The 20,927-nt window shown below is 71.9% G+C and carries 25 protein-coding genes; 11 read left to right on the top strand and 14 right to left on the bottom strand.

From position 1 onward, the window contains the following. Nucleotides 1-82 precede the first annotated feature (82 nt). Nucleotides 83-868 carry a glucosamine-6-phosphate deaminase gene (nagB, locus tag ABT300_RS28900; RefSeq protein WP_351681623.1) on the bottom strand — a complete coding sequence of 262 codons (786 nt, stop codon included), beginning with the start codon at nt 866-868 and terminating at the stop codon, nt 83-85. Nucleotides 869-1,397: 529 nt separating this feature from the next. Between nagB and ABT300_RS28905 the strand changes: the two genes are divergently transcribed. Beyond that, the gene (locus ABT300_RS28905) at nt 1,398-2,864 is read left to right on the top strand and encodes a sensor histidine kinase (RefSeq protein ID WP_351681674.1); all 1,467 of its coding nucleotides are present in this window, start codon (nt 1,398-1,400) and stop codon (nt 2,862-2,864) included. Between the two features lie 201 nt (nt 2,865-3,065). Here the strand turns inward: ABT300_RS28905 and ABT300_RS28910 are convergent, their stop codons facing one another. Next, nucleotides 3,066-3,323, bottom strand: a complete 258-nt coding sequence (locus ABT300_RS28910; RefSeq protein ID WP_006380970.1) for a WhiB family transcriptional regulator — start codon at nt 3,321-3,323, stop codon at nt 3,066-3,068. A gap of 319 nt (nt 3,324-3,642) precedes the next feature. After that, on the bottom strand, nt 3,643-4,611 hold the full coding sequence (locus tag ABT300_RS28915) for a diacylglycerol/lipid kinase family protein (RefSeq protein ID WP_351681626.1): 969 nt from the start codon (nt 4,609-4,611) through the stop codon (nt 3,643-3,645). Between the two features lie 147 nt (nt 4,612-4,758). On the opposite strand from ABT300_RS28915, the gene ABT300_RS28920 reads away from it, so the two are divergent. Further along, nucleotides 4,759-5,199, top strand: coding sequence for a hypothetical protein (locus tag ABT300_RS28920; RefSeq protein WP_351681629.1), 441 nt, complete (start codon nt 4,759-4,761; stop codon nt 5,197-5,199). 47 nt (nt 5,200-5,246) lie between these two features. Here ABT300_RS28920 and ABT300_RS28925 read toward each other — a convergent pair whose 3' ends face one another. The 3 genes from ABT300_RS28925 to ABT300_RS28935 all read right to left on the bottom strand — a co-directional run bounded on the left by ABT300_RS28925 (nt 5,247) and on the right by ABT300_RS28935 (nt 7,364). Next, a complete protein-coding gene (locus ABT300_RS28925) occupies nt 5,247-6,356 on the bottom strand; it encodes an RNA polymerase sigma factor SigF (RefSeq protein ID WP_319278647.1) in 1,110 nt (369 codons plus the stop codon). Beyond that, nucleotides 6,353-6,766, bottom strand: a complete 414-nt coding sequence (locus ABT300_RS28930; RefSeq protein ID WP_004925829.1) for an ATP-binding protein — start codon at nt 6,764-6,766, stop codon at nt 6,353-6,355. The genes ABT300_RS28925 and ABT300_RS28930 overlap by 4 nt, the downstream gene beginning before the upstream one ends. Nucleotides 6,767-7,103: 337 nt before the next feature. After that, nucleotides 7,104-7,364 carry a UBP-type zinc finger domain-containing protein gene (locus ABT300_RS28935; RefSeq protein ID WP_351681632.1) on the bottom strand — a complete coding sequence of 87 codons (261 nt, stop codon included), beginning with the start codon at nt 7,362-7,364 and terminating at the stop codon, nt 7,104-7,106. Between the two features lie 57 nt (nt 7,365-7,421). Here ABT300_RS28935 and ABT300_RS28940 point away from each other — a divergent pair, with 57 nt between their 5' ends. Next, complete coding sequence (locus ABT300_RS28940; RefSeq protein ID WP_351681635.1) at nt 7,422-9,020, top strand: Na+/H+ antiporter; 1,599 nt, start codon at nt 7,422-7,424, stop codon at nt 9,018-9,020. A 46-nt stretch (nt 9,021-9,066) separates the two neighbouring features. On the opposite strand, the gene ABT300_RS28945 is transcribed toward ABT300_RS28940, so the two are convergent. Next, nucleotides 9,067-9,972, bottom strand: coding sequence for a 1-aminocyclopropane-1-carboxylate deaminase/D-cysteine desulfhydrase (locus ABT300_RS28945; RefSeq protein ID WP_351681638.1), 906 nt, complete (start codon nt 9,970-9,972; stop codon nt 9,067-9,069). A gap of 156 nt (nt 9,973-10,128) precedes the next feature. Here ABT300_RS28945 and ABT300_RS28950 point away from each other — a divergent pair, with 156 nt between their 5' ends. Next, nucleotides 10,129-11,535, top strand: coding sequence for a family 2B encapsulin nanocompartment shell protein (locus ABT300_RS28950; protein WP_351681640.1), 1,407 nt, complete (start codon nt 10,129-10,131; stop codon nt 11,533-11,535). Beyond that, nucleotides 11,532-12,644: a family 2 encapsulin nanocompartment cargo protein polyprenyl transferase gene (locus ABT300_RS28955; protein ID WP_351681642.1), complete on the top strand. Its 1,113-nt coding sequence runs from the start codon at nt 11,532-11,534 to the stop codon at nt 12,642-12,644. The genes ABT300_RS28950 and ABT300_RS28955 overlap by 4 nt, the downstream gene beginning before the upstream one ends. Nucleotides 12,645-12,958: 314 nt before the next feature. Here the strand turns inward: ABT300_RS28955 and ABT300_RS28960 are convergent, their stop codons facing one another. Next, complete coding sequence (locus ABT300_RS28960) at nt 12,959-13,552, bottom strand: TetR/AcrR family transcriptional regulator (protein ID WP_351681645.1); 594 nt, start codon at nt 13,550-13,552, stop codon at nt 12,959-12,961. Nucleotides 13,553-13,671: 119 nt separating this feature from the next. Here ABT300_RS28960 and ABT300_RS28965 point away from each other — a divergent pair, with 119 nt between their 5' ends. After that, entirely contained in the window at nt 13,672-14,259 is a 588-nt protein-coding gene (locus tag ABT300_RS28965) for a dihydrofolate reductase family protein (RefSeq protein ID WP_351681648.1), read from the top strand. Nucleotides 14,260-14,312: 53 nt separating this feature from the next. Beyond that, a complete protein-coding gene (locus ABT300_RS28970; protein ID WP_351681651.1) occupies nt 14,313-14,507 on the top strand; it encodes a hypothetical protein in 195 nt (64 codons plus the stop codon). 67 nt (nt 14,508-14,574) lie between these two features. Here ABT300_RS28970 and ABT300_RS28975 read toward each other — a convergent pair whose 3' ends face one another. Genes ABT300_RS28975 through ABT300_RS28985 form a run of 3 tightly spaced genes read right to left on the bottom strand, consistent with a single transcriptional unit; the run spans nt 14,575 to nt 16,265 of the window. Next, nucleotides 14,575-15,366: a VOC family protein gene (locus ABT300_RS28975; RefSeq protein ID WP_351681653.1), complete on the bottom strand. Its 792-nt coding sequence runs from the start codon at nt 15,364-15,366 to the stop codon at nt 14,575-14,577. Between the two features lie 42 nt (nt 15,367-15,408). After that, on the bottom strand, nt 15,409-15,843 hold the full coding sequence (locus ABT300_RS28980; protein ID WP_351681655.1) for a VOC family protein: 435 nt from the start codon (nt 15,841-15,843) through the stop codon (nt 15,409-15,411). Between the two features lie 11 nt (nt 15,844-15,854). Beyond that, a complete protein-coding gene (locus tag ABT300_RS28985) occupies nt 15,855-16,265 on the bottom strand; it encodes a helix-turn-helix transcriptional regulator (RefSeq protein ID WP_351681658.1) in 411 nt (136 codons plus the stop codon). A gap of 250 nt (nt 16,266-16,515) precedes the next feature. Here ABT300_RS28985 and ppk2 point away from each other — a divergent pair, with 250 nt between their 5' ends. Then, nucleotides 16,516-17,442, top strand: coding sequence for a polyphosphate kinase 2 (ppk2, locus tag ABT300_RS28990; protein WP_351681660.1), 927 nt, complete (start codon nt 16,516-16,518; stop codon nt 17,440-17,442). 189 nt (nt 17,443-17,631) lie between these two features. Here ppk2 and sodN read toward each other — a convergent pair whose 3' ends face one another. Beyond that, nucleotides 17,632-18,027 (bottom strand): superoxide dismutase, Ni, encoded by a 396-nt coding sequence (sodN, locus tag ABT300_RS28995; RefSeq protein WP_057584215.1) that lies wholly within the window; start codon nt 18,025-18,027, stop codon nt 17,632-17,634. A 145-nt stretch (nt 18,028-18,172) separates the two neighbouring features. Between sodN and sodX the strand changes: the two genes are divergently transcribed. Further along, nucleotides 18,173-18,607: a nickel-type superoxide dismutase maturation protease gene (sodX, locus tag ABT300_RS29000; RefSeq protein WP_351681663.1), complete on the top strand. Its 435-nt coding sequence runs from the start codon at nt 18,173-18,175 to the stop codon at nt 18,605-18,607. Here sodX and ABT300_RS29005 read toward each other — a convergent pair. Beyond that, on the bottom strand, nt 18,511-19,140 hold the full coding sequence (locus ABT300_RS29005) for a CGNR zinc finger domain-containing protein (protein WP_351681666.1): 630 nt from the start codon (nt 19,138-19,140) through the stop codon (nt 18,511-18,513). The genes sodX and ABT300_RS29005 overlap by 97 nt on opposite strands. Before the next feature lie 205 nt (nt 19,141-19,345). Between ABT300_RS29005 and ABT300_RS29010 the strand changes: the two genes are divergently transcribed. Continuing rightward, nucleotides 19,346-19,834: a sigma-70 family RNA polymerase sigma factor gene (locus ABT300_RS29010; protein ID WP_351681669.1), complete on the top strand. Its 489-nt coding sequence runs from the start codon at nt 19,346-19,348 to the stop codon at nt 19,832-19,834. Beyond that, nucleotides 19,831-20,562 carry a hypothetical protein gene (locus ABT300_RS29015; protein WP_351681672.1) on the top strand — a complete coding sequence of 244 codons (732 nt, stop codon included), beginning with the start codon at nt 19,831-19,833 and terminating at the stop codon, nt 20,560-20,562. Before ABT300_RS29010 ends, ABT300_RS29015 begins: the two co-directional genes overlap by 4 nt. A 66-nt stretch (nt 20,563-20,628) precedes the next feature. On the opposite strand, the gene ABT300_RS29020 is transcribed toward ABT300_RS29015, so the two are convergent. Next, nucleotides 20,629-20,927 (bottom strand): AAA family ATPase (locus tag ABT300_RS29020; RefSeq protein WP_502978013.1); only part of this gene is annotated, 299 nt, incomplete at its 5' end.

A 20,927-nucleotide genomic window follows, 5' to 3' on the forward strand; every position in this document is an offset into this window, starting at 1 on the left:
TGGTCGGCGCCGGGCCGGGGTGGGGGACCGGCGCCTTCCTCGTCGTGGCGATCGCGGTGTGCGGCGGCAGCGGGACTCCGGCTCAGATGCCCTGCCACGACGGCTTGTGGGCGTAGGTGTGCCGGAAGTAGTCCGCGAGCTTCAGCTTGGACGCGGCGGCCTCGTCGACGACGACCGTGGCGTGCGGGTGCAGTTGCAGCGCGGAGGCCGGGCAGACGGCGGCGACCGGCCCCTCGACCGAGGCGGCGACCGCGTCCGCCTTGCCCTCGCCGGTGGCGAGCAGCACCACGTGCCGGGCTTCCAGGATCGTCCCGATCCCCTGGGTGATGACGTGGTGCGGGACCTGGTCGACGTCCGAGTCGAAGAACCTCGCGTTGTCCGCCCGGGTCTGTTCGGTCAGCGTCTTGATGCGGGTCCGCGAGCGCAGCGACGAGCACGGCTCGTTGAACCCGATGTGCCCGTCGGTGCCGATCCCGAGCAGCTGGAGGTCCACCCCGCCGGCCGCGGCCAGCGCCCGGTCGTAGGCCTCGCAGGCGGCCTGCACGTCCTCGGCCGTGCCGTCGGGACCGAGGAACGCCTCCATCTTCACGCCCAGTGGCTCCAGCACCTCGCGCCGCAGCACCGAGCGGTAGGACTCGGGGTGCTCGGCGGGCAGGCCCACGTACTCGTCGAGCTGGGCGATCCGGGCGCGCGCGGTGTCCACGGCGCCGGCGCGCACCTGGGCGGCCAGCGCCTCGTAGACGGGCAGCGGGGTGGAACCGGTGGCCACGCCGAGCAGCGCGTCCGGCTTGCGCCGAAGGAGCTGGGCCATGGCCTCGGCGATGATCTCGCCGCCCGACCGGGCGTCCGCAACGATGACAACTTCCACGCTGGCCTGCCGTTCTGAGAGGGGCTCCAAGGGCCCGGAAGGGCTATGTGGTTTAGACCAATCTGATGGGCTCAATCTAACAGAACGGGGAGCTCCCGTCAGCGTCTGAGGGCGGGGGTGACGGCCGGGCGGGGCCGGGCCGGAGCCGGCCGGGGAAATTGCCCCGCGCATCCGCCCCGCAGGGGAACCCGCACAGGCTAGGCTGCGTGATGGATGTCAGGGCATCCGCATACCCACAACGACGAACAAGCTCTCCCGCATGGACACCCTTAGTGGTCTAGTCCACAATGGCGGGGAGCATGACGCAGACCTCCGTCTTCCCCGCACAGGAAGGCGGACCGAGGACCCGGAGCTCTCTGCCCTGACTGCCCCGGTCCTCACCTTCGGCCGACGGGACCGCACACCCCGCGGCCGATATTGCTCCGGGCTGCGGTGCCGGGAGGGTTGAGGGTCCCTCTCAGGCGCCGCGGCCCGCGGGTGTTTTTTCGGACACTCCGGCTGCCCGGGTACGCTCACGGACGTGCCCTCCATGAACGAACTCGTACGCCAGCACACCGCGCTCGACGACTCCGACCTCGAGTGGCTGCACCTGCTGGTCTCGGAGTGGCAGCTGCTCTCCGACCTCTCCTTCGCCGACCTGGTCCTGTGGGTGCCCACCCGTGACGGCGCGCGCTACGTCTCCGTCGCCCAGATGCGCCCCAACACCGGCCCCACGTCCTACCAGGACGACATGGTCGGCCACCTCGTGCCCCGCGGCCGCCGTCCGCTGCTGGACGCCGCGCTGGACGAGGGTCGTATCGTGCGCGAGGGCGACCCGGAGTGGCGCGAAGAGGTCCCCGTCCGGGTCGAGTCGATCCCCGTGCGGCGGGAGGGCCGCGTCCTCGGCGTCATCGCCCGCAACACCAACCTGCTCACCGTGCGCACCCCGAGCCGGCTGGAACTGACCTACCTGCAGAGCGCCTCCGACCTCGCGCAGATGATCGCGGCCGGCTCCTTCCCGTTCCCCGACCAGCAGATGGACATGGACGCCGCCCCACGCGTCGGCGACGGCCTGATCCGGGTCGACGGCGAGGGCCTCGTCCAGTACGCCTCCCCGAACGCGCTCTCCGCGTACCACCGGATGGGCCTCGCCTCCGACCTGGTCGGCCAGCATCTCGGCCTGACCACCGCCGAACTCGCCCCGACCCGGGGCCCGGTGGACGAGGCCCTGGCCAAGGTCGCCAGCGGCTGGGCGCCCCGCGAGTTCGAGATCGAGGCCAACGACGGGGTCATCCAGTTCCGGGCCATCCCGCTCAAGCCCAAGGGCACCCGCATCGGCGCGCTGGTCCTGCTGCGCGACGTCACCGAACTGCGCCGCCGCGAACGTGAGTTGATCACCAAGGACGCGACCATCCGGGAGATCCACCACCGGGTGAAGAACAACCTTCAGACGGTGGCCGCCCTGTTGCGGCTGCAGGCCCGGCGCATCGAGTCGGAACGCGGCCGGGAGGCCCTGGAGGAGGCGGTCCGCCGGGTCGGCTCGATCGCCATCGTCCATGAGACGCTGTCCCAGAACCTGGACGAGCGGGTGGAGTTCGACGACATCGCCGACCGGGTGCTGGCGATGGTCGCCGAGATCTCCCCGGGCAAGGTCGCCGGCCGGCGCAGCGGACGCTTCGGCATCCTGGACGCAGAGGTCGCCACCCCGCTCTCCATGGTCCTCACCGAGATCCTGCAGAACGCCCTGGAGCACGGTTTCCGCGAGGGCGACACCGGCACGGTCGAGGTCTCGGCCGTCCGCGGCGGCACTGCCAAGGAGGCCCGGCTCCTCGTCACCGTCCAGGACGACGGCGTCGGCCTGCCCCCCGGTTTCGACCCGCACACCTCGGGCAACCTGGGCCTGCAGATCGTGCGGACGCTGGTGGAGGGGGAGTTGGGCGGGAGTTTCGACATGGTTCCCGCTCCCGACGGCGGGACACGGGTGATCCTCGACATCCCGGTGCGCGCGCACAAGTGAGCCGTGCGGCGGGCGCGCCGGGCGAAGCCCGCCGGCGGACCGCGCACAGCACGAAGCCCCGGACCGTTCAGGGGTCCGGGGCTCGAATGCTCGTTGCCAGCGTGTGCTGCGCATCGGGGGTACTGCGCGCTGCGGCTCGGGGGCGGGAGATGCGTACTCGCTGTACGCGCCGCCAAGCTCAGGCTTGCGGGGCGGGTGTCGTCAGGCGGTTGCCTGGCGGGCCCGGTTGCGGGCGGCGCGACGCTTCATGGCACGGCGCTCGTCCTCGCTGAGACCACCCCAGACGCCGGAGTCCTGGCCGGACTCGAGCGCCCACTGCAGACACTGCTCCATAACCGGGCAGCGACGGCAGACGGCCTTGGCTTCCTCGATCTGCAGCAGCGCAGGACCGGTGTTGCCGATGGGGAAGAAGAGCTCGGGGTCTTCCTCGCGGCAAACGGCGTTGTGACGCCAGTCCATGGCTGCTACCTCTCCTTGGTATTACATGCAGGTTGCTTGTGAATGTGAACGCTTTCACGAATCCCTCAACAAGTGAAGGGCCACCAGCCAGACGCACTGGCGTTGGTCCTGTGTGTGAAGAGGGGTTCCGGTGATCAGTGGATGCCGGTGTTGCGGGCTGTCCCGATCGCCACGTAGAGACTCGCAAACCTCAGCGGCGGATACAACCCCTACCGGAAAGTTTTTTTTGATTCCTCGGTGTCGACTAGGTCACAGCCGTACTTCCATGGGGTGGATCCTGGCCTAAACGTTCGAGTGAAAGGACTTCAGCCCTTTCTGCTCACACAATCACACGCAGTGCACGGCGTACGCCTGTGAACGTCACGCTGGTTCGCAGCCCCAGGTGGTCACCGTCCATCTGGAGGGGCAACGGGACCTTCGAATGCAAGGTGAACTGGTCCAGGTCGTGCAGGGAGACCGCATGCTTTCCCTGGGGTCCCCGCTCGGGGGACGAAGTGAGCAACTGGGTGCCATATCGGGCAACCGAGGCCGTGGACAGACGGCTGAGACCGAGTACGTCGAGCCCGGTATCGAACGAGGCCTTAGGTGACGCGTACACCGGGCGATTGCCCAGATAGGTCCACGGAGCCGTGTTGCAGACTATGGAAAGCACCAAACCCGTCACCGGTTCGGCGTCCGGCCGCTCCAGGGTGATCGAACCGTGCCGGCGCTGTGATTCGCCCAACAACTGGCGCACGGCCTGGCGAATGTAAAGAGCGTGCGTGGATTTCCTGCCGCGTTCCCGCTGCTGCTCCACCCGCCCCACCACTCCGGCGTCGAAACCCAGCCCGGCGTTGAAGGTGAACCAGCGCGAGGGCACCGCCTCGTCGTCGGTGCCGGGCGTGCCGGCCGCAAGCCCCAGACCGACCGTGCGTTCACGGCCCTCACGCAGCGCGTCCAGCAGGGCGCCGGTGGCCTCCACGGGGTGGTTGGGCAGATCCAGGGCCCGGGCGAAGACATTGGTGGAACCGCCGGGGACCACCGCGAGACCGGGCAGGTTCTCCGGATCCGGACCGGCGTGCAGCAGACCGTTCACGACCTCGTTGACCGTGCCGTCCCCGCCGAGGGCCACCACCAGGTCGACGTTGCCGCTCTCGGCGGCCTGCCGGCCCAGGTCGCGCGCGTGCCCGCGGTATTCGGTGGTGACCGCCTCGAGTTTCATCTCGCTGGCGAGCGCGTGGATGAGGACGTCACGCGTCCGTGCACTGGTGGTGGTTGCCGCCGGATTGACCACGAGAAGTGCACGCATGAGTTGCAGGGTACCTACTGGGCGGTACCGGGCACAGGCCGAGGTGGGGATCGGGTAAGAGATCGCGGGGTGAGCCTCGACACGGCCGGACCTGCGCGGACCTGGGCGGACCCCGGGAGCGCCGACCGTGCGGGCTACTCTTCAGGGGTGAGCAGTGAGCAGACCCCCGCAGCCCCGGAGACCGCAGAACCCCGCCCGCGCCGGCTGACGTACGCCGCCGCGCTCGCCGCCCTCGAAGGGCTGGCGCTGGTGGTCGGCGGGATCTGGATGCTCGTCCTCGGGATCTCCGCGGACCCGGACGACCGTCAACAGGCCGTCACCGGCGGGATCACGCTGATCGTGCTCGCACTGCTGCCCCTGCTCGCCGCGCGCGGCCTGTGGGGTCTGCGCAGCTGGAGCCGGGGACCCGCCGTCATCACGCAGATCATGGCGCTGCCGGTGGCCTACAACCTGCTGCAGGCCGAGAGCATGGCCATCCCGGCGGGCATCGCGCTGGCCGCCGTCGCGGTCGCCTCGCTCGTGCTGCTGGTCAACGGGGAGACGACCCGGGCCCTCGGGATCCGGGGGCCCGGCCGCACACCGGAGTAGAGCGCGGCGCAGCGGCCGCGGGGCGGCCGTCGCTCCTCGACGAGCCGCTACTCCTCGACGAGCAGCTTCTCCCGCAGCTGGGCCAGGGTGCGGGCCAGCAGCCGGGAGACGTGCATCTGCGAGATGCCGACCTCCTGGGCGATCTGCGACTGCGTCATGTTGCCGAAGAACCGCAGCAGCAGGATCCGCTTCTCCCGGGGCGGCAGGTCCTCCAGGAGCGGCTTGAGCGACTCCCGGTACTCGACGCCCTCCAGCGCCTCGTCCTCCGCGCCGAGGGTGTCCGCGACCGCGGGCGACTCGTCGTCGGTGTCGGGGACGTCCAGCGACAGGGTGGAGTACGCGTTCGCGGACTCCAGGCCCTCCAGGACCTCCTCCTCCGAGATCGCCAGCTTCTCGGCGAGCTCGTGCACCGTGGGGGAGCGGCCGTGCTGCTGCGACAGCTCGGCCGTCGCGGTGGTCAGCGCGAGGCGCAGCTCCTGGAGTCTGCGCGGCACCCGGACCGCCCAGCCCTTGTCGCGGAAGTGCCGCTTGATCTCGCCGACGACCGTCGGGGTCGCGTACGTGGAGAACTCCACGCCGCGCTCCGGGTCGAAACGGTCGACCGACTTGATCAGGCCGATGGTGGCGACCTGGGTGAGGTCGTCCAGCGGCTCGCCGCGGTTGCGGAAGCGGCGCGCGAGGTGCTCGACCAGCGGCAGATGCATGCGGACCAGCCGGTTGCGCATCTCCGCGTACTCGGGGCTGCCGTCGTCCAGCTGCCGCAGCTCGACGAACATCGCCCGCGCCCCGCTGCGGTCGGTCGCCGACGCGGGCGAGGGTGTGTGCTGTGTGCCCGGCACGCTCTGCTCGCCGTCTCGCTCGTGCTCGCTCATTGTCCCGCCCGTCGCCCTCTGTCGAGCCCTCGCCTGCGCTCGGCCCGGGGGCGAGCCCCCGATCCGCCCCTCCCGGGGCGAGCCCTGCCCGGCATCGTCCGGCGTGCTCGCCTGCACGGATGACGAGTCGTCCTCCGGATGCGGCCGGGCCTGCTCGGGAATGCCGTCGATGTTGTCCGCCAGGTGTCGGGAACCGTCCGGAGAGACTGGCACGTCGGCGCTCCCGGCCGGCAGCTCCTGTGTGCCGCGCTCTTCGTCCCGCACCGGCCCGTCCCCGTTCCTCACGCCGGACCGGGTCCCGCGCCGCGCTGTTTGTAGAGGCTGATCGACACGGTCTTGTCCTCGTCGACGGCGGAGGACACCTTGCCCGCGAGGGCGGACAGGACGGTCCAGGCGAAGGTGTCCCGCGAAGGGGCGTGGCCGTCCGTGGTCGGCGCCGAGACGGTGACTTCGAGCGAGTCGTCGACGAGGCGGAAGACGCAACTGAGCACCGAGCCGGGCACGGCCTGCTGGAGCAGGATCGCGCATGCCTCGTCCACCGCGATGCGCAGGTCCTCGATCTCGTCCAGGGTGAAGTCCAAACGGGCCGCGAGGCCGGCTGTGGCCGTCCGCAGCACCGACAGGTAGGCACCCGCAGCCGGCAGCCGGACTTCCACGAAGTCCTGGGTCGCGGGCTCGCCTGCGATCTGGGACACCCTCACCTCCAAGGTGGTACAAGCTTTTCGGGGCCGAGGGTCGCCCCCCGGGGGTAACGCGTGTGTGGTGCAGCGGTGACGCTATCGCGCTCTCACGTTTCCTGTCCCCGGGACCCCAACCCCCTGGCGTCACTCACAGTAAAGCTGTGAACACGCTCCGTGTCTAGGGGGTGTGCGGAGCCAAAGGGGAAGAAGGCGCGCCGGGTTGACGTACCCAGGCGTCGGACGGTCGAACCGTACCCGCCCGGCGACCGGGACGTCTCATGAGTTCAACGCACACGCCGCCCGGGAAGTTCGCGCGGCGACGGACCGGCCGCGGACGGCTCCGCCGCAGGGGTCAGACGAGGACGTGGTCGACGAAGCACCAGCGCCAGTCCTCGCCCGGCTCGAACGTGCGCATCACCGGGTGACCGGACTCCTTGTGGTGCTCCGTGGCGTGCCGGCTCGGCGAGGAGTCGCAGCAGCCGACGTGGCCGCACGTCATGCACAGCCGCAGCTGTACCGGGTGGGTGCCGTCGCGCAGACACTCGGGACACGTCTCACCGAGCGGGACGGGTTCGGGGTCGGGCAGCGCGTCGGCGTGCGTGCACTGTTTCATGATTGCCAGATTACGACGGGTGTGCGGACGACCGCGCGGAAAAGAAAGCGGCGAGACATGGACGTGATGCCACTGCTGTTGCTCGTGGCCGGCAGTGCGGCGGTCGCGGCGGCGGCCCGGCGCACCCCCGCCCCCGCACCGCTGCTGCTGGTGGCCGTGGGCCTGGCGGTGTCCTACCTGCCCGGAGTCCCGGACTACACCCTGGACCCGGAGGTCGTCCTGCCGCTCCTGCTGCCGCCGCTGCTCTACACCTCGGCCTCCGACAGCTCCTACCTGGACCTGCGCGCCCAGCTCCGGCCGGTGGCGCTGCTGTCGGTCGGGTACGTGCTCTTCGCGACGTTCGCCGTCGGCTGGGCCGCCTACCTCCTCGTCCCCGGGCTGCCGCTGACGGCGGCGCTCGTGCTGGGCGCGGTGGTGGCGCCCCCGGACGCGGTCGCGGCCACCGCGGTGGCCCGCCGGGTCGGCCTGCCGTCGAGGATCACCACCATCCTCCAGGGCGAGTCGCTGCTGAACGACGCCACCGCGATCACCGCCTACAAGGTGGCCCTCGCGGTCGTGGTCGGCGAGGGCGCCTCGTGGGGCGGCGGCATCGAGGAGTTCCTGGTCGCGGCGGTCGGCGGGGTCGCCGCGGGGCTGATCCTGATGGCCCCGCTGCACTGGCTGCGCACCCACCTCAAGGAACCCCTCCTGCAGAACACGCTCTCCCTGCTGATCCCGTTCGTCGCCTACGCGGCCGCCGAGCAGTTCCACGCCTCCGGGGTGCTCGCCGTGGTCGTCGTGGCGCTGTACCTGGGCCACCGCGCGTGGGAGGTCGACTTCGCGACCCGCCTCCAGGAGGAGGCGGTGTGGAAGATGGTCGCCTTCGTCCTGGAGTCGGCCGTGTTCGCGCTGATCGGTCTCCAGCTCCCGGTGGTGCTGCGCGGCCTCGGCGACTACGAGGGCGTGGAGGCCGCCTGGTACGCCGTCGCCCTCTTCCTCGTGGTCGTCGCGGCGCGTTTCCTGTGGGTGTACCCGGCGACCTTCCTCCCGCGGATGGTGTCGGCGCGCATCCGTGCGCGGGAGGACGACCCGACCTGGCGCGGACCGATCGTCATCGCCTGGGCCGGCATGCGGGGCGTGGTGTCGCTCGCCATCGCCTTCTCCATCCCGCTCACCGTCGAGGACGGCGACGCGCCCTTCCCGCACCGCAACCTCATCCTGTTCCTCACCTTCACGACCGTCATCGGCACGCTGGTCGTGCAGGGCCTGACGCTGCCGCCGCTGATCCGCCTGCTGAAGTTCCCCGAGGCCGACCCGCAGGCCGCGACGCTCGCCGAGGCCAACGCGCAGGCGCAGGCCTCACGGGTCGCCGAGGAGCGGCTGGACGCCCTGCTGGCCGACGAGCGCAACGCCCTGCCGCCGCCGCTCGCCGACCGGCTGCGCAGCGTCCTGGAACGCCGCCGCAACGCCGTGTGGGAGCGCCTCGGGCAGGTCAACCCCGTCACGGGGGAGACCGTCGACGACACCTACCGGCGGCTGTCGCGGGAGATGATCAGCGCCGAGCGAGAGGTGTTCGTCCGGCTGCGCGACGGCCGGCACATCGACGACGAGATGCTGCGCACGCTGCTGCGCCGGCTCGACCTGGAGGAGGCGGCGGCGTTCCGGGAGACGGCCTGACCGGCCCGCGCGGACGGGAGGCGCGTCCGGGCGGGCGAGCCGGCTCTCAGGAGGCGAACGGCGAGCCCGTGACGACGGCCGCGAGGCGCGTCCCGGGGGTGAAGGCCCCCTCCTCGGCCAGCGCGACCAGGGCATAGAGCGACTTGGCGACATAGAGACGTTCGACCGGCAGGCCGTGGCGGCGTTCGAAGTCCGCCGCGAAGGCCTCCAGCTCGGGGGTGACCCGGGCGTATCCGCCGAAGTGGAACCGCTCGTCGAGCTTCCAGTCGCCTCGCCGGCCCCCGAACGCCTCCTCCTGCAAGGTCCGTATCTCCTCGCCCAGGAAGCCCCCCTTGAGGACCGGTATGCCGAGCGCCCGTGGGCCGGGGGCGAGACCGGCGGCCACGCCTGCGAGCGTGCCGCCCGTGCCGCACGCGAGGGCGACGACGTCGGCGCGGCCGCGCAGTTCCTCGCCGAGCGCCCGGCAGCCGCGGACCGCCGCCGCGTTGCTGCCGCCCTCGGGGACGACATACGCGTCCTCGACGCCGGCCGCCCGCAGGACGGCCGCGAGGGTGTCCGGCTCGGTCTTGCGGCGGTACGTCGCACGGTCCACGAAGTGCAGGCGCATCCCGTCCGCCGCGCACCGGGTCAGCGAGGGGTTCAGCGGCCGGCCGGCCAGCTCGTCGCCGCGCACCACGCCGACCGTCGGCAGCCCCAGGAGGCGCCCGGCGGCGGCCGTGGCGCGCAGGTGGTTGGAGTAGGCGCCGCCGAACGTGAGGAGCGTCCGGCCGGCCGCCCGCTCCAGGTTGGGCGCGAGCTTGCGCCACTTGTTGCCGATCAGCTCGGGATGGATCAGGTCGTCCCGCTTGAGCAGCAGCCGCACGCCGTGCCGGGCGAACCGGTCGTCGCTCACCTCCTGGAGCGGAGAGGGCAGACGGGGGTGCAGGTCGGTCACCCGCCCATTGTCGAACATCGTTCGGTGAAACGTGCTTCTTCCCAGGCCCGCGTTGATCCATTCCCGCTCTTTCGGGTAATAGCACGAGCACACACCGTGATGGAAGGCTTGCCGCGTGAACGGAGTGCACCGGCGCAGTTCGGCGCCCGTGCATGAATCGGGAGGGCATTTCTCATGTCGGTAGGCGAAGAGGTCCGCACGGAGTCGGGCAAGCCGCAGCAGAGCCTCGGCACCGCGGCCGCGCGGAACCTGGCCACCACGACCAAGTCCGCGCCGCAGATGCAGGAGATCAGCTCTCGCTGGCTGCTGCGGACCCTGCCCTGGGTGGATGTGCAGGGTGGGACGTACCGGGTCAACCGGCGTCTGACGTACGCGGTGGGCGACGGCCGCATCACGTTCGTCAAGACCGGCGACCGCGTCGAGGTCATCCCGGCGGAGCTGGGCGAACTGCCCGCACTGCGTTCCTACGAGGACGAGGAGGTGCTGGCGGAGCTCGCCCAGCGCTGCCGGCAGCGGGAGTTCGGCCCCGGCGAGGTGATCGCCTCCTTCGGCAGCCAGAGCGAGGAGGTCTACCTGCTGGCGCACGGCCGTGTGGAGAAGGTCGGCACCGGCCCCTACGGCGACGACCAGGTGCTCGGAGTGCTCGCCGACGGCGCGTACTTCGGCGACCAGTCGCTGCTCGACGCGGACGCCATCTGGGAGTACACGGCCCGCGCCGACACCGCCTGCACGGTGCTGGTCCTCACCCGGCAGGACGTCGAGCAGGTCGCCGAGCGCGCCGAGTCGCTGGGCGAGCATCTGCGGCAGCTGCGCGCGATCCCCGAGCAGCGCACCAACCGGTACGGCGAGAAGGAGGTCGACCTCGCCGCGGGCCACGCCGGCGAGCAGGACATCCCGCACACCTTCGTCGACTACGACGCGAGGCCCCGCGAGTACGAACTGAGCATCGCGCAGACCGTCCTGCGCATCCACTCACGCGTGGCCGACCTGTACAACCAGCCGATGAACCAGACCGAGCAGCAGTTGCGGCTGACGGTCGAGGCGCTCAAGGAGCGCCAGGAGCACGAGCTCGTCAACAACCGGGAGTTCGGGCTGCTCCACAACTGCGAGTACGACCAGCGGCTCCAGCCGCACGACGGCGTGCCCAGCCCCGACGACCTGGACGAACTCCTCAGCAGGCGGCGCGGCACCAAGATGCTGCTCGCCCACCCGCGCGCCATCTCCGCGATCGGCCGCGAGCTCAACAAGCGCGGACTCGTCCCCGAGACGATCGACGTCGGCGGCAACCGGATCCCGACCTGGCGCGGGGTGCCGATCTACCCGTGCAACAAGATCCCGGTCAGCGAGGCCCGCACCAGCTCGATCATCGCGATGCGTCTGGGCGAGCAGGACCAGGGCGTCATCGGGCTGCGCCAGTCGGGCCTGCCGGACGAGATCGAGCCGAGCCTGTCCGTGCGGTTCATGGGCATCAACGAACAGGCCATCATCAAGTACCTGGTCACGGCCTACTACTCGGCCGCCGTCCTGGTGCCGGACGCGCTGGGCGTCCTGGAGAACGTCGAGATCGGCCGCTGGCGGTGACCTCCGCCGTCAGGCGGCAGCGAGGCGGGGCGCGGGAAGGGCGGGGGGCCGCCGGAAGTCAGGACGACGGCGATGCGGGGCCGGCCGACGGGCAGGAGGCGGCGGCCGTGCTGGAGGAGTCCCGGGCCGCGGTCGATCCGGAACTGCGCTCGGCGATCGACTCGCTGCCCGGCTCCCTGCGGCGGGTCGCGCTCCACCACTTCGGCTGGCAGCACGCGGACGGCGCCCCGGCGGCGGGCAACGCGGGCAAGGCGATCCGCCCGGCCCTCGTGCTCGCCGCGGCCGCCGCGCTCGGCGGCCCCGCGGCCCGCGCGGCGGCCGTCCGGGCCGCCGCGGCGGTCGAACTGGTCCACAACTTCACGCTGTTGCACGACGACGTGATGGACCGGGACACCACCCGCCGCCACCGCCCCACCGCCTGGACCGTGTTCGGCGACGCCGACGCGATCCTCGCCGGGGACGCTCTGCAGGCCCTCGCACTCGGGATGCTCGCCGCGGACCCGCACCCCGCCTCGGCGGCGGCCGCCGCTCGCGTGGCGGCCTGTGTGGTGGAGCTCTGCGCCGGCCAGCAGGCGGACACGGCCATGGAGAGACGCGGTCCCACCGAGATCACCCTCGACGAGGTGCTCGCGATGGCCGAGGCGAAGACGGGCGCGCTGCTCGGCTGCGCCTGTGCGGTGGGCGCGCTGTACGCAGGGGCGGCGGAAGCGGACGTCGACGCGCTGGACGCGTTCGGCAGGGAGGCCGGACTCGCCTTCCAGCTCATCGACGACGTCATCGGCGTCTGGGGGGACCCGCGCCAGACCGGCAAGCCGGCCGGCGCCGACCTCGCGTCCCGCAAGAAGTCCCTGCCGGTGGTCGCCGCACTCACCTCGGGCACCCCGGAGGCCGCAGAGCTGGCCGAGCTGTACGCGGCGCCCTACCGGCCGGCCGACCTGGACCGCACGACGCTGGCCGTCGAACGGGCCGGCGGCCGTGCCTGGGCGCAGGAGCAGGCGGCGGACCGGATGTCCCGTGCCCTGCACGAACTGACCCGCGCCGTCCCGGACCCGGAGTCGGCGGGCGGTCTGCTGTCGCTGGCCGAGTTCGTGACCCGGCGCACCGCCTAGACGAGCCGCAAGGGCCGGGGCCCGAGCCGCAGCGCCGGGACGAAGGGGCGGACCACGGCCGGGGCGAAAAGGGGGACCACCGTCGGGAGGAACGGGAGGCCAACGCTGAGGCGAAGGCGGGGAGCACGGCCGGGACGAAGGGGGGCACGGCCGGGGATCGGGGCGCCGGGGCGCGGAGTGCGGTGGGTCGGGAAGACCGTCGTGTTCCGCGCCCCGGCGTGTCCGTAGGCGGCCGTCGGCGGGCCCCGGAGGTGCGTCGGGCCGTCGGGCCCCGCCGGGCCGTGGGCCCCGTCGGGACGGGCGCTCTCAGGGTGTCAGGGCTGCTCCGGGACGACCGTGGCCACGATGCGGTCGATCAGCCCGTCCGGCGCCGAGACGCCGGGCAGGACGCCGTCCAGGACGGCCGGCAGGGTGAGGTGTTCCAGGAGCAGGCCGAGCATCGCGAGGTAGAGCACCACCACGGTCTCGTCGCCGCCGGGCAGCCCCGCCGCACGGTGGAAGTCCATCCCCTCCTGGAGATCGCCGCGCACCGACGCGGTGAAGGAGGACCGCAGTTCGGGACGCCGGGTCGCCTCCACGCGCATCTCCATCAGAGCGAGGTAGCCCGTCCGGTCCCGGGTCGCGCGGGCCATCAGGTCGTGCATGAACGCGGCGACCAGCGAGCGGTCGCGCGGCCGTGTCATCAGGGCGCCGAGCACCTCGGGGTCGGGCGCCAGCCGGACGTGCAGCCGGGCGTCGATCTGCCGGAGCAGGTCGTCCCGTCCGGTGAAGTAGTTGGAGGCGGTGCCCACCGGCACCCCGGCCGCCGAGTCCACCGCACGGAACGTCAGCCCCCTCGCCCCTTCGAGGGCGAGCACCTCGACCCCGGCGTCGACCAGGGCCGCCCGGCGCTCCGGATTTCCGGCCATGCGGAACCTTCTCTCTCACTTGTCGCGATTCCCGGACCGCGGCGCGTAATCCCTTGCAACCACTACACCTGAAGTACTACAACTGGAGTGGTTCACGCAGCCTACGGAAAGAGACCCACTTGCGAAAGCTCACGTACTACATCGCCTGCTCCGTCGACGGCTTCATCGGAGACGCCACGGGCGACGCCACGGCGATGTACGCGTACGTCGACGAGGAGTTCCTGGACTTCCTGAAGGCCGAGTATCCGGAGACCGTGCCGACGCCCGGCCGGCGCGCCCTGGGCTTCGACGACCTGGAGAACAAGCGGTTCGACACGATCATCCAGGGCCGGGCCAGCTATGACCTGGCGCTGAAGGAGGGCCACGTCAGCCCGTACGCCCATCTGCGCCAGTACGTCGCCTCCCGCACCATCGCCGCCTCGCCGAGCCCGGAGGTCGAGATCGTCGGGGAGGGGCTGCTCGACACGGTGCGCGAGCTGAAGGCGCAAAACGGCGGCCTCGACATCTACCTGTGCGGCGGCTCCCGTCTGGCGGGGGAGCTGTTCGACGAGATCGACCAGCTGGTGATCAAGACGTACCCGTTCGTCTACGGCTCCGGCATGCCGATGTTCGGCGCCGCCGACTGCGACGTCGCCCCCTTCGCCCTCGTCGACGTGCGCTCCTTCGGCAACGGCGCCGTGGTGCGCACCTACGACCGGGCGCGCTGACCCACCGGTGCACGCGGGGAGCGCTCGCGCCCTGGCCGTCCTACTCTGAGGGCATGGACAGGGAACAACGCGTGTGTCCCGCCTGTGGGCAGCCCGTGCAATCTGTCGTCCAGCGGCACAAGACGCTGGGGGCGTGGGTGCCGCGCTGGACGGCGGGGCCGTGCCACAACGAGGAGTGCGAGGCGTACGCGGACGCCGTCGCCGAGCCCGAGCAGAAGCCCGAGACCCCCGCCGCCCCCGCCTCGTGACTCCGGGCGACGCACGCCCGCGGCCCGCCGCCCGCTGCCGGGCGGGCGGACCCGGGCCGACGGCAGGTCAGGAGGCCGTCCGCGGCAGCCCGCCCGTCTCCGCGTCGCGTCCGGTCAGGCAGTACAGCCCGCCGGCCGGGTCGCGCATCACCGTCCAGTGCGGCTCGCGGGCGACCAGCAGCGCGCCGAGCCGCTCATGACGGACGCGCACCGCGTCGACGTCCGGCCCGCACGCGAGGTCGAGATGGGCCGAGGCCGGGTCCGCGCCGTCGGGGCGCTCCTCGTCGAGCCGCTGGAGCAGGATGCGGATCGGCAGCCCGGCCGGCGGTTCGACCACGTGGAACTCGGACCGTGAGCCCGGCCGGGACGTCCAGTCGGGCAGCAGCGCGCTCCAGAAGGCGACTTCGGCGTCGAACACGGACGGCGCGAGGTCCAGGCACACCTGGTCCAGCCGGCTGTCGGCCACCACGGGCGGCCGTTTCGCCTCCCCCTGCCACGGCACCGCGCAGAACGACAGCCCGCCGGGGGAGCGCAGCACGGACCATCCCTCGTGCGCGGCGGCCGTCGTCGCCCCCAGCCGCGTCGCCCCGGCCGCGAATCCGGGCACGTCCTCGACGGCGAGGTCGAGATGCGCGCCGCCGTCGCCGTCCGCCACCCCCTGGACCTTCACACAGGCGTCCGCGCCGCCCCCCGGCACCAGCGTGACGAACTCACCCTCGTCGCCGCGCAGTCCGGACAGCTCGGTGTCGGTGACCGCGGTCCAGAAGGCGCACGCCCGCGCGAAGCGGCGGGCGGGCCGGTCGACGAAGGCGTACGTCCAGCGGACGGCGGGGGCGGGGCGGGCGGCCGGGGTGCTCATGAGCCGATCGTAGGCGCGGCCTCCCCGCGAGCGGAGGCTTGCTCACACGCCGGGACGCCCGACGCCGTCCTTGCGCTCCATGAACCGCAGCAGGTTCCCGGCCGGATCGCGGAACGCGCAGTCGCGCACCCCGTACGGCTGGTCGGTCGGCTCCTGCAGCACCTCGACGCCGGCCTCCCGCACGCGTGCGTGCAGGGCGTCGCAGTCGGCGGTGGAGAAGATGACCCCGCGCAGCAGACCCTTGGCGAGCAGCCGGGCCAGCGCGTCCTTGTCGGCGGGGGAGGCGTCGGGATCGGCGCCCGGCGGCTCCAGCACGACGCTGACGTCCGGCTGGAGCGGTGAGCCGAGCGTCACCCAGCGCATCCCTTCGAAGCCGACGTCGTTGCGGACCTCCAGCCCGAGGACGTCACGGTAGAAGTACACGGCCTTGTCGTGGTCGTCGACGGCGATGAAGCACTGGTGCAGCAGCAGGTCCATGGTGTCCAGCCTTACGGGCGTAGGGGAGGTCCGGAGCGTCGCGGGCGGGTGAACTTGCGGGCCACGCACGGCGGGATGACCGCGCTCGGCTCGTGCGACCGCGCCCGGTACGCGCTCGGGGTCTCGCCGACCAGCTCGGTGAACCGGGCGCTGAACGAGCCGAGCGAGGTGCAGCCGACCGCCATGCACACCTCGGTCACGCTGAGGTCGCCCCGGCGCAGCAGGGCCTTGGCGCGCTCGACCCTGCGGGTCATGAGGTAGCTGTACGGCGTCTCGCCGTAGGCCTCGCGGAAGCTGCGCTGGAAGTGGCCGCAGGACATCAGCGCGGTGCGCGCGAGCGCGGCGACGTCGAGCGGTTCGGCGTACTCACGGTCCATGCGGTCCCGTGCCTGCCGCAGTCTGACCAGGTCCTCCCGTTTCACCCTGCCAGCATGGCACGGTGACGCGCCCGGTGGGCGCGGGGCGCCGGGCGGGCTTCGCCTGCGGTTCGCCTCGCGTACACGGGCCCGTGCTCTCCTGTGGGCGGATCGACGCCGCGGGACTCCGGCCACCGGGCCGGGGCCGCGGCCCTTCGGGGTGCGCCGGGGCGGCGGCGGGCGCATGGTGAACGCATGGCTGGTCACCTCGCCGTCCACACGTGGGCCCGAGGTCCGAGACCGGGAGGTAGAGGGCATGGCGATACCGCCCCCGCTGTCCGAACTGGCCGACCTGCGAGTCGACTACAGCGATCACGACGAACCCCTTCTCATCAGGCCTGACGGGACCCCGGTCGACACCTGGCGGGAGAACTACCCCTATGCGCAGCGCATGGAACGCCGGGAGTACGACTGGCACAAGCGGCTCCAGCAGATCGAGCTGCTGAAGCTGCAGAGCTGGATCAAGGACACGGGACGCAGACTCGTCATCGTCTTCGAGGGGCGCGACGCGGCCGGCAAGGGCGGCACCATCAAGCGGTTCACCGAGCACCTCAACCCGCGGGGCGCCCGGGTGGTGGCCCTGGAGAAGCCGACCGAGCGGGAGCGGGGGCAGTGGTACTTCCAGCGGTATGTCGAGCAGTTGCCGACCGCGGGCGAGATCGTCCTCTTCGACCGGTCCTGGTACAACCGGGCCGGGGTCGAGCGGGTCATGGGCTTCTGCTCCGACGACGAGTACCGGCGCTTCGCGCGCCAGGCGCCGATGTTCGAGCGGATGCTCGTGGACGACGGCGTCGACCTGGTGAAGTTCTGGTTCTCGGTGTCGCAGAGCGAGCAGCGCACCCGCTTCACCATCCGCCGGATCGACCCCGTGCGGCAGTGGAAGCTGAGCCCGATGGACCTCGCCTCGCTGGATCGCTGGGACGACTACACCGAGGCCAAGGTCGCCATGTTCCACGACACGGACACGGCGTACGCGCCCTGGACCGTGGTCAAGAGCAACGACAAGAAGCGCGCCCGCGTGGAGGCCATGCGCAGCGTGCTCGCCCGGTTCTCCTACACCGACAAGGACGAGGAAGTCGTCGGCACCCCGGATCCGCGCATCGTGGGCGCCGCGGCGGGGCTGCTGGAGGCGGGCGAGGCCGACACGACGGACCGGGCCCGGCCCCGCTGGCGCGAGGTCTGACCGGCGCGGGCGGGCAGCGCCGCCCGCCCCCGCCGGGCGGGGCCGCGGACGGTTCGCCGGAGAACATGACGCACAACGCACCGCACCCGGACCGCGGACGGCCGCCGAGGTGCGGCGGCCTGCGGGCCGGGTGCGGGGAGAGTGACGCTGCGGCTGAAAGAAACGCAGGTCAGAACAGCGTGAAGAAGGTCAGGCCTTCTTCGTCTCCCAGAAGATCTTGTCGATCTGGGCGATGAGCTCCAGGGCCTTCTCACCGGTCTTCGGGTCCGTCGAGGCCTTGGCGGCCGACAGGGCCTTCAGGGTGTCGTTGACCAGCTGGTGCAGCTCCGGGTACTTCTCGAAGTGCGGGGGCTTGAAGTAGTCGCTCCACAGCACGGAGACGTGGTGCTTCGCGAGCTCTGCGCGCTGCTCCTTGATGACGGTGGCGCGCGCCTGGAAGTGCGGGTCGTCGTTGGCGGCCATCTTCTCCTGCACGGCCTTCACCGACTCCGCCTCGATGCGGGCCTGGGCCGGGTCGTACACGCCGCAGGGCAGGTCGCAGTGCGCGCTGACCTTGACCTTGGGGGCAAACAGGCGGGAAAGCATGGAGCGTTCCTTCCTCGTGATCGTCTTCTCAGGTGGGACATTACTCCCTGCCGGACGGCTTTTCGCGGGTGCCCCCTTGGGCTTAGGACAAAAGTCCGGGGTCAGACTGAGACTGGTGGAGGAACGGACCGGGGAGGTGCCGGGCATGCCGGAACCGTCGCAGGACACCGAGCGGGGGAGGGCCGCCGCGCCCTTCGGGCTGGCCGAGGTGACCGGCCCGTCCATGGTGCCCACGCTCCACCACGGGGATCAGCTCGTGGTGCACTACGGCGCCCGGGTGCGGCCCGGTGACGTGGTGGTGCTGCGGCATCCCTTCCAGCAGGACCTGCTCGTCGTCAAACGGGCCGCGGAGCGCCGCGAGGGCGGCTGGTGGGTGCTCGGCGACAACGCCTTCGCGGGCGGCGACAGCACGGACTACGGCACGGTGCCCGACGAGCTGGTCCTCGGCAGGGTGCGGCTGCGCTACCGCCCGCGGCGGCGGGATCAGAGCTCGCCGCTGGCGGTGCTGCGCTGGGCGCTGTCGGCCGCGCGGCCGGTCGGGGGCGTCCGGTCCGTCTCCAGGCGCTTGCGGGCGCGGTAGGCGGCCACGTTGGCGCGGGTGGCGCAGCGGTCGGAGCAGTAGCGCCGGGAGCGGTTGGTCGACGTGTCGAGGTAGGCGTTGCGGCACGGGCTCGCCTCGCACAGGCCGAGCCGGTCCACGCCGTGCTCCGTCAGGTGGAAGGCCAGCCCCATGGCGGCGATCGCCGCGTACCCCGCCGTCGCGTTCGAGGGGTGGTCGGCCAGGTGCATGTGCCACAGCGGACGGCCGTCGTCGTCGCGGACGTCGTGGCCGGAGATCTGCGGGCTCACCGGGAACTCCAGCAGCAGCGAGTTCAGCAGGTCCACCGCGAGGGTCTCGTCGCCCTCGTCGGCCGCCTCGAAGACCGCGCGCAGCCGGCCGCGGACCGACCGGAACCGGGTGACGTCCGCGTCGGTGGCGCGGCGGGCGGCCGACCGGCTGGCGCCGAAGAGCGCGCGGACGGCCTCGACCGAGGTCAGCGCGTCCTTGCCCCGGGCCGGGTCCTCGCTGTTGACGAGACGCACGGCGTAATCCGAGTAATGGGCAAGCTCCACTTGTCGTCCTTACCAGGGGCTCGATGGTCGCGCACGCGTCGTGGACGCGGCCGGGTAACTGCTGAGGATGCTCCCAGGGTATTACGCATGCGCCGGAAGCAAGGCCTCCGAAATCTCGTGGGCGTCCGCTGCGTCCCGAGGGGCTCCCCACCGCACTGGAAGGGTGAGACGGTCCGCCGCCGGACGGACCGGGAGAGGGGGAGGGATGGCGCGGGGCGCGGAAGCGGCTCTGCACGCCTTCGTCGAGGGAAGACGGACGGCGTTGTTCCGCAGCGCACTCCTGCTGTGCGGCGACCGCGACGAGGCCGACGACCTCGTCCAGACGACGCTCGTCAAGGTCGTCCTCGGGGCGCGCCGGCACGGGCGGCTGGACAACCTGGAGGCCTACGCGCGCAAGACGCTGGTCAACACCTTCATCGCGGGGCGGCGCCGGTTCTGGCGGCGGGAGCGCGCCTACGGCGAGCTGCCCGACGTGGCGGCCCGGTCGACGGACCGGGACACCGGTCTCGTGGTCCGCGCCGCGCTCGCCGCGCTGCCGCCGAAGCAGCGGGCGGTGCTGGTGCTGCGCTACTGGGAGGACCTCGGCGTCGCGGCGACCGCAGAGCTGCTGGGGATGCGGGAGAGCACGGTCAAGAGCCACACGGCGAGGGGACTCGCGGCGCTGCGGGCCGCGGTGCGGGAGGAATTCGTATGAACGAGCAGGACACGGTGCGGGATCTGCTGGGGCACGCGGTCGACACGGTCGAACCCCCGGTCGCCCGCAGCAGTGAGAGCGTCTTCGCGCGGGCCGCAGCGCTACGGCGCCGGCGGCGGGTGGCGGTCACGGGCGCGGTGGCGGTCGTGGTCGCCGGGGGAGTCGTCCTCGGGACGGGGGTCCTGCCGGGCGGGACCGGGGGGCAGAACGCGACCGGCTCCGGCGTCGGCAGCTCGGGGGCCCGCGCGGGGACGGCCGGCTTCGCGAAGCTGCTGCCCGCCGGGGTGGGCAGGGTGCGCGAGGTCGCACAGGGCTACGTGGGCCTGGAGGGCAGGCTCGTGCGGGGGGAGCGCGGGGTCGGGCCTTACGACGGGGCGTACTCCGTCACCCGGGGCGCAGGTGTCGGCTACCTCACGGTCGTCGTGCGCAAGCCGTCCGGGACGGCCCGCGTCGCCTGCCCCACGCCTGCTCCGAAGGGGGTGGCCGACTGCGTCACGGAGAAGGTGCCCGGAGGAGGACAGCTGAAGACCTGGCGGTCGCCTGACAAGAGACTGCCCGAGTTCTCGTACGCCTTGACGGCTCAGCTGACGTCGAAGGACGGCACCGTCCTGACCGTCACGTCCTGGGTCGACGCCCAGGGCGGGGCACCGTACCGGACGATGTTCACCTACCCGCTGACCCAGCCTCAGCTGCGGCAACTGGCGCTGAATCCCGCGCTGTTGCCCTGAGCGCACAGGTACGAGGAGGGGCGGTACGGGAATCCCGTACCGCCCCTCCTCACGCGTGCCGTACCGCTACAGCACCTTGGACAGGAACGCCTGCGTCCGCTCGTGCTGCGGGTTGGTCAGGACCTCGCGCGGGTTGCCCGACTCGACGACCACACCGCCGTCCATGAAGACCAGGCTGTCGCCTACCTCGCGGGCGAAGCCCATCTCGTGGGTGACGACGACCATCGTCATGCCGGACTCGGCGAGGTCGCGCATGACGTCGAGGACGTCGCCGACCAGCTCCGGGTCGAGGGCCGAGGTCGGCTCGTCGAACAGCATCAGCTTCGGGTCCATCGCCAGCGCGCGGGCGATGGCGACGCGCTGCT

Source organism: Streptomyces sp. NPDC001027, from assembly GCF_040299045.1.
GTDB lineage: Bacteria > Actinomycetota > Actinomycetes > Streptomycetales > Streptomycetaceae > Streptomyces.

Bases quoted from the DNA above. Each gene is read 5' to 3' on its own strand.
- ABT300_RS28905 (WP_351681674.1), top strand. From the start codon at position 1,398: ATGAACGAACTCGTACGCCAGCACACCGCGCTCGACGACTCCGACCTC.
- ABT300_RS28910 (WP_006380970.1), bottom strand. From the start codon at position 3,323: ATGGACTGGCGTCACAACGCCGTTTGCCGCGAGGAAGACCCCGAGCTC.
- ABT300_RS28915 (WP_351681626.1), bottom strand. From the start codon at position 4,611: ATGCGTGCACTTCTCGTGGTCAATCCGGCGGCAACCACCACCAGTGCA.
- ABT300_RS28935 (WP_351681632.1), bottom strand. From the start codon at position 7,364: ATGAAACAGTGCACGCACGCCGACGCGCTGCCCGACCCCGAACCCGTC.
- ABT300_RS28940 (WP_351681635.1), top strand. From the start codon at position 7,422: ATGGACGTGATGCCACTGCTGTTGCTCGTGGCCGGCAGTGCGGCGGTC.
- ABT300_RS28945 (WP_351681638.1), bottom strand. From the start codon at position 9,972: ATGTTCGACAATGGGCGGGTGACCGACCTGCACCCCCGTCTGCCCTCT.
- ABT300_RS28950 (WP_351681640.1), top strand. From the start codon at position 10,129: ATGTCGGTAGGCGAAGAGGTCCGCACGGAGTCGGGCAAGCCGCAGCAG.
- ABT300_RS28960 (WP_351681645.1), bottom strand. From the start codon at position 13,552: ATGGCCGGAAATCCGGAGCGCCGGGCGGCCCTGGTCGACGCCGGGGTC.
- ABT300_RS28970 (WP_351681651.1), top strand. From the start codon at position 14,313: ATGGACAGGGAACAACGCGTGTGTCCCGCCTGTGGGCAGCCCGTGCAA.
- ABT300_RS28975 (WP_351681653.1), bottom strand. From the start codon at position 15,366: ATGAGCACCCCGGCCGCCCGCCCCGCCCCCGCCGTCCGCTGGACGTAC.
- ABT300_RS28980 (WP_351681655.1), bottom strand. From the start codon at position 15,843: ATGGACCTGCTGCTGCACCAGTGCTTCATCGCCGTCGACGACCACGAC.
- ppk2 (WP_351681660.1), top strand. From the start codon at position 16,516: ATGGCGATACCGCCCCCGCTGTCCGAACTGGCCGACCTGCGAGTCGAC.
- sodN (WP_057584215.1), bottom strand. From the start codon at position 18,027: ATGCTTTCCCGCCTGTTTGCCCCCAAGGTCAAGGTCAGCGCGCACTGC.
- sodX (WP_351681663.1), top strand. From the start codon at position 18,173: ATGCCGGAACCGTCGCAGGACACCGAGCGGGGGAGGGCCGCCGCGCCC.
- ABT300_RS29010 (WP_351681669.1), top strand. From the start codon at position 19,346: ATGGCGCGGGGCGCGGAAGCGGCTCTGCACGCCTTCGTCGAGGGAAGA.
- ABT300_RS29015 (WP_351681672.1), top strand. From the start codon at position 19,831: ATGAACGAGCAGGACACGGTGCGGGATCTGCTGGGGCACGCGGTCGAC.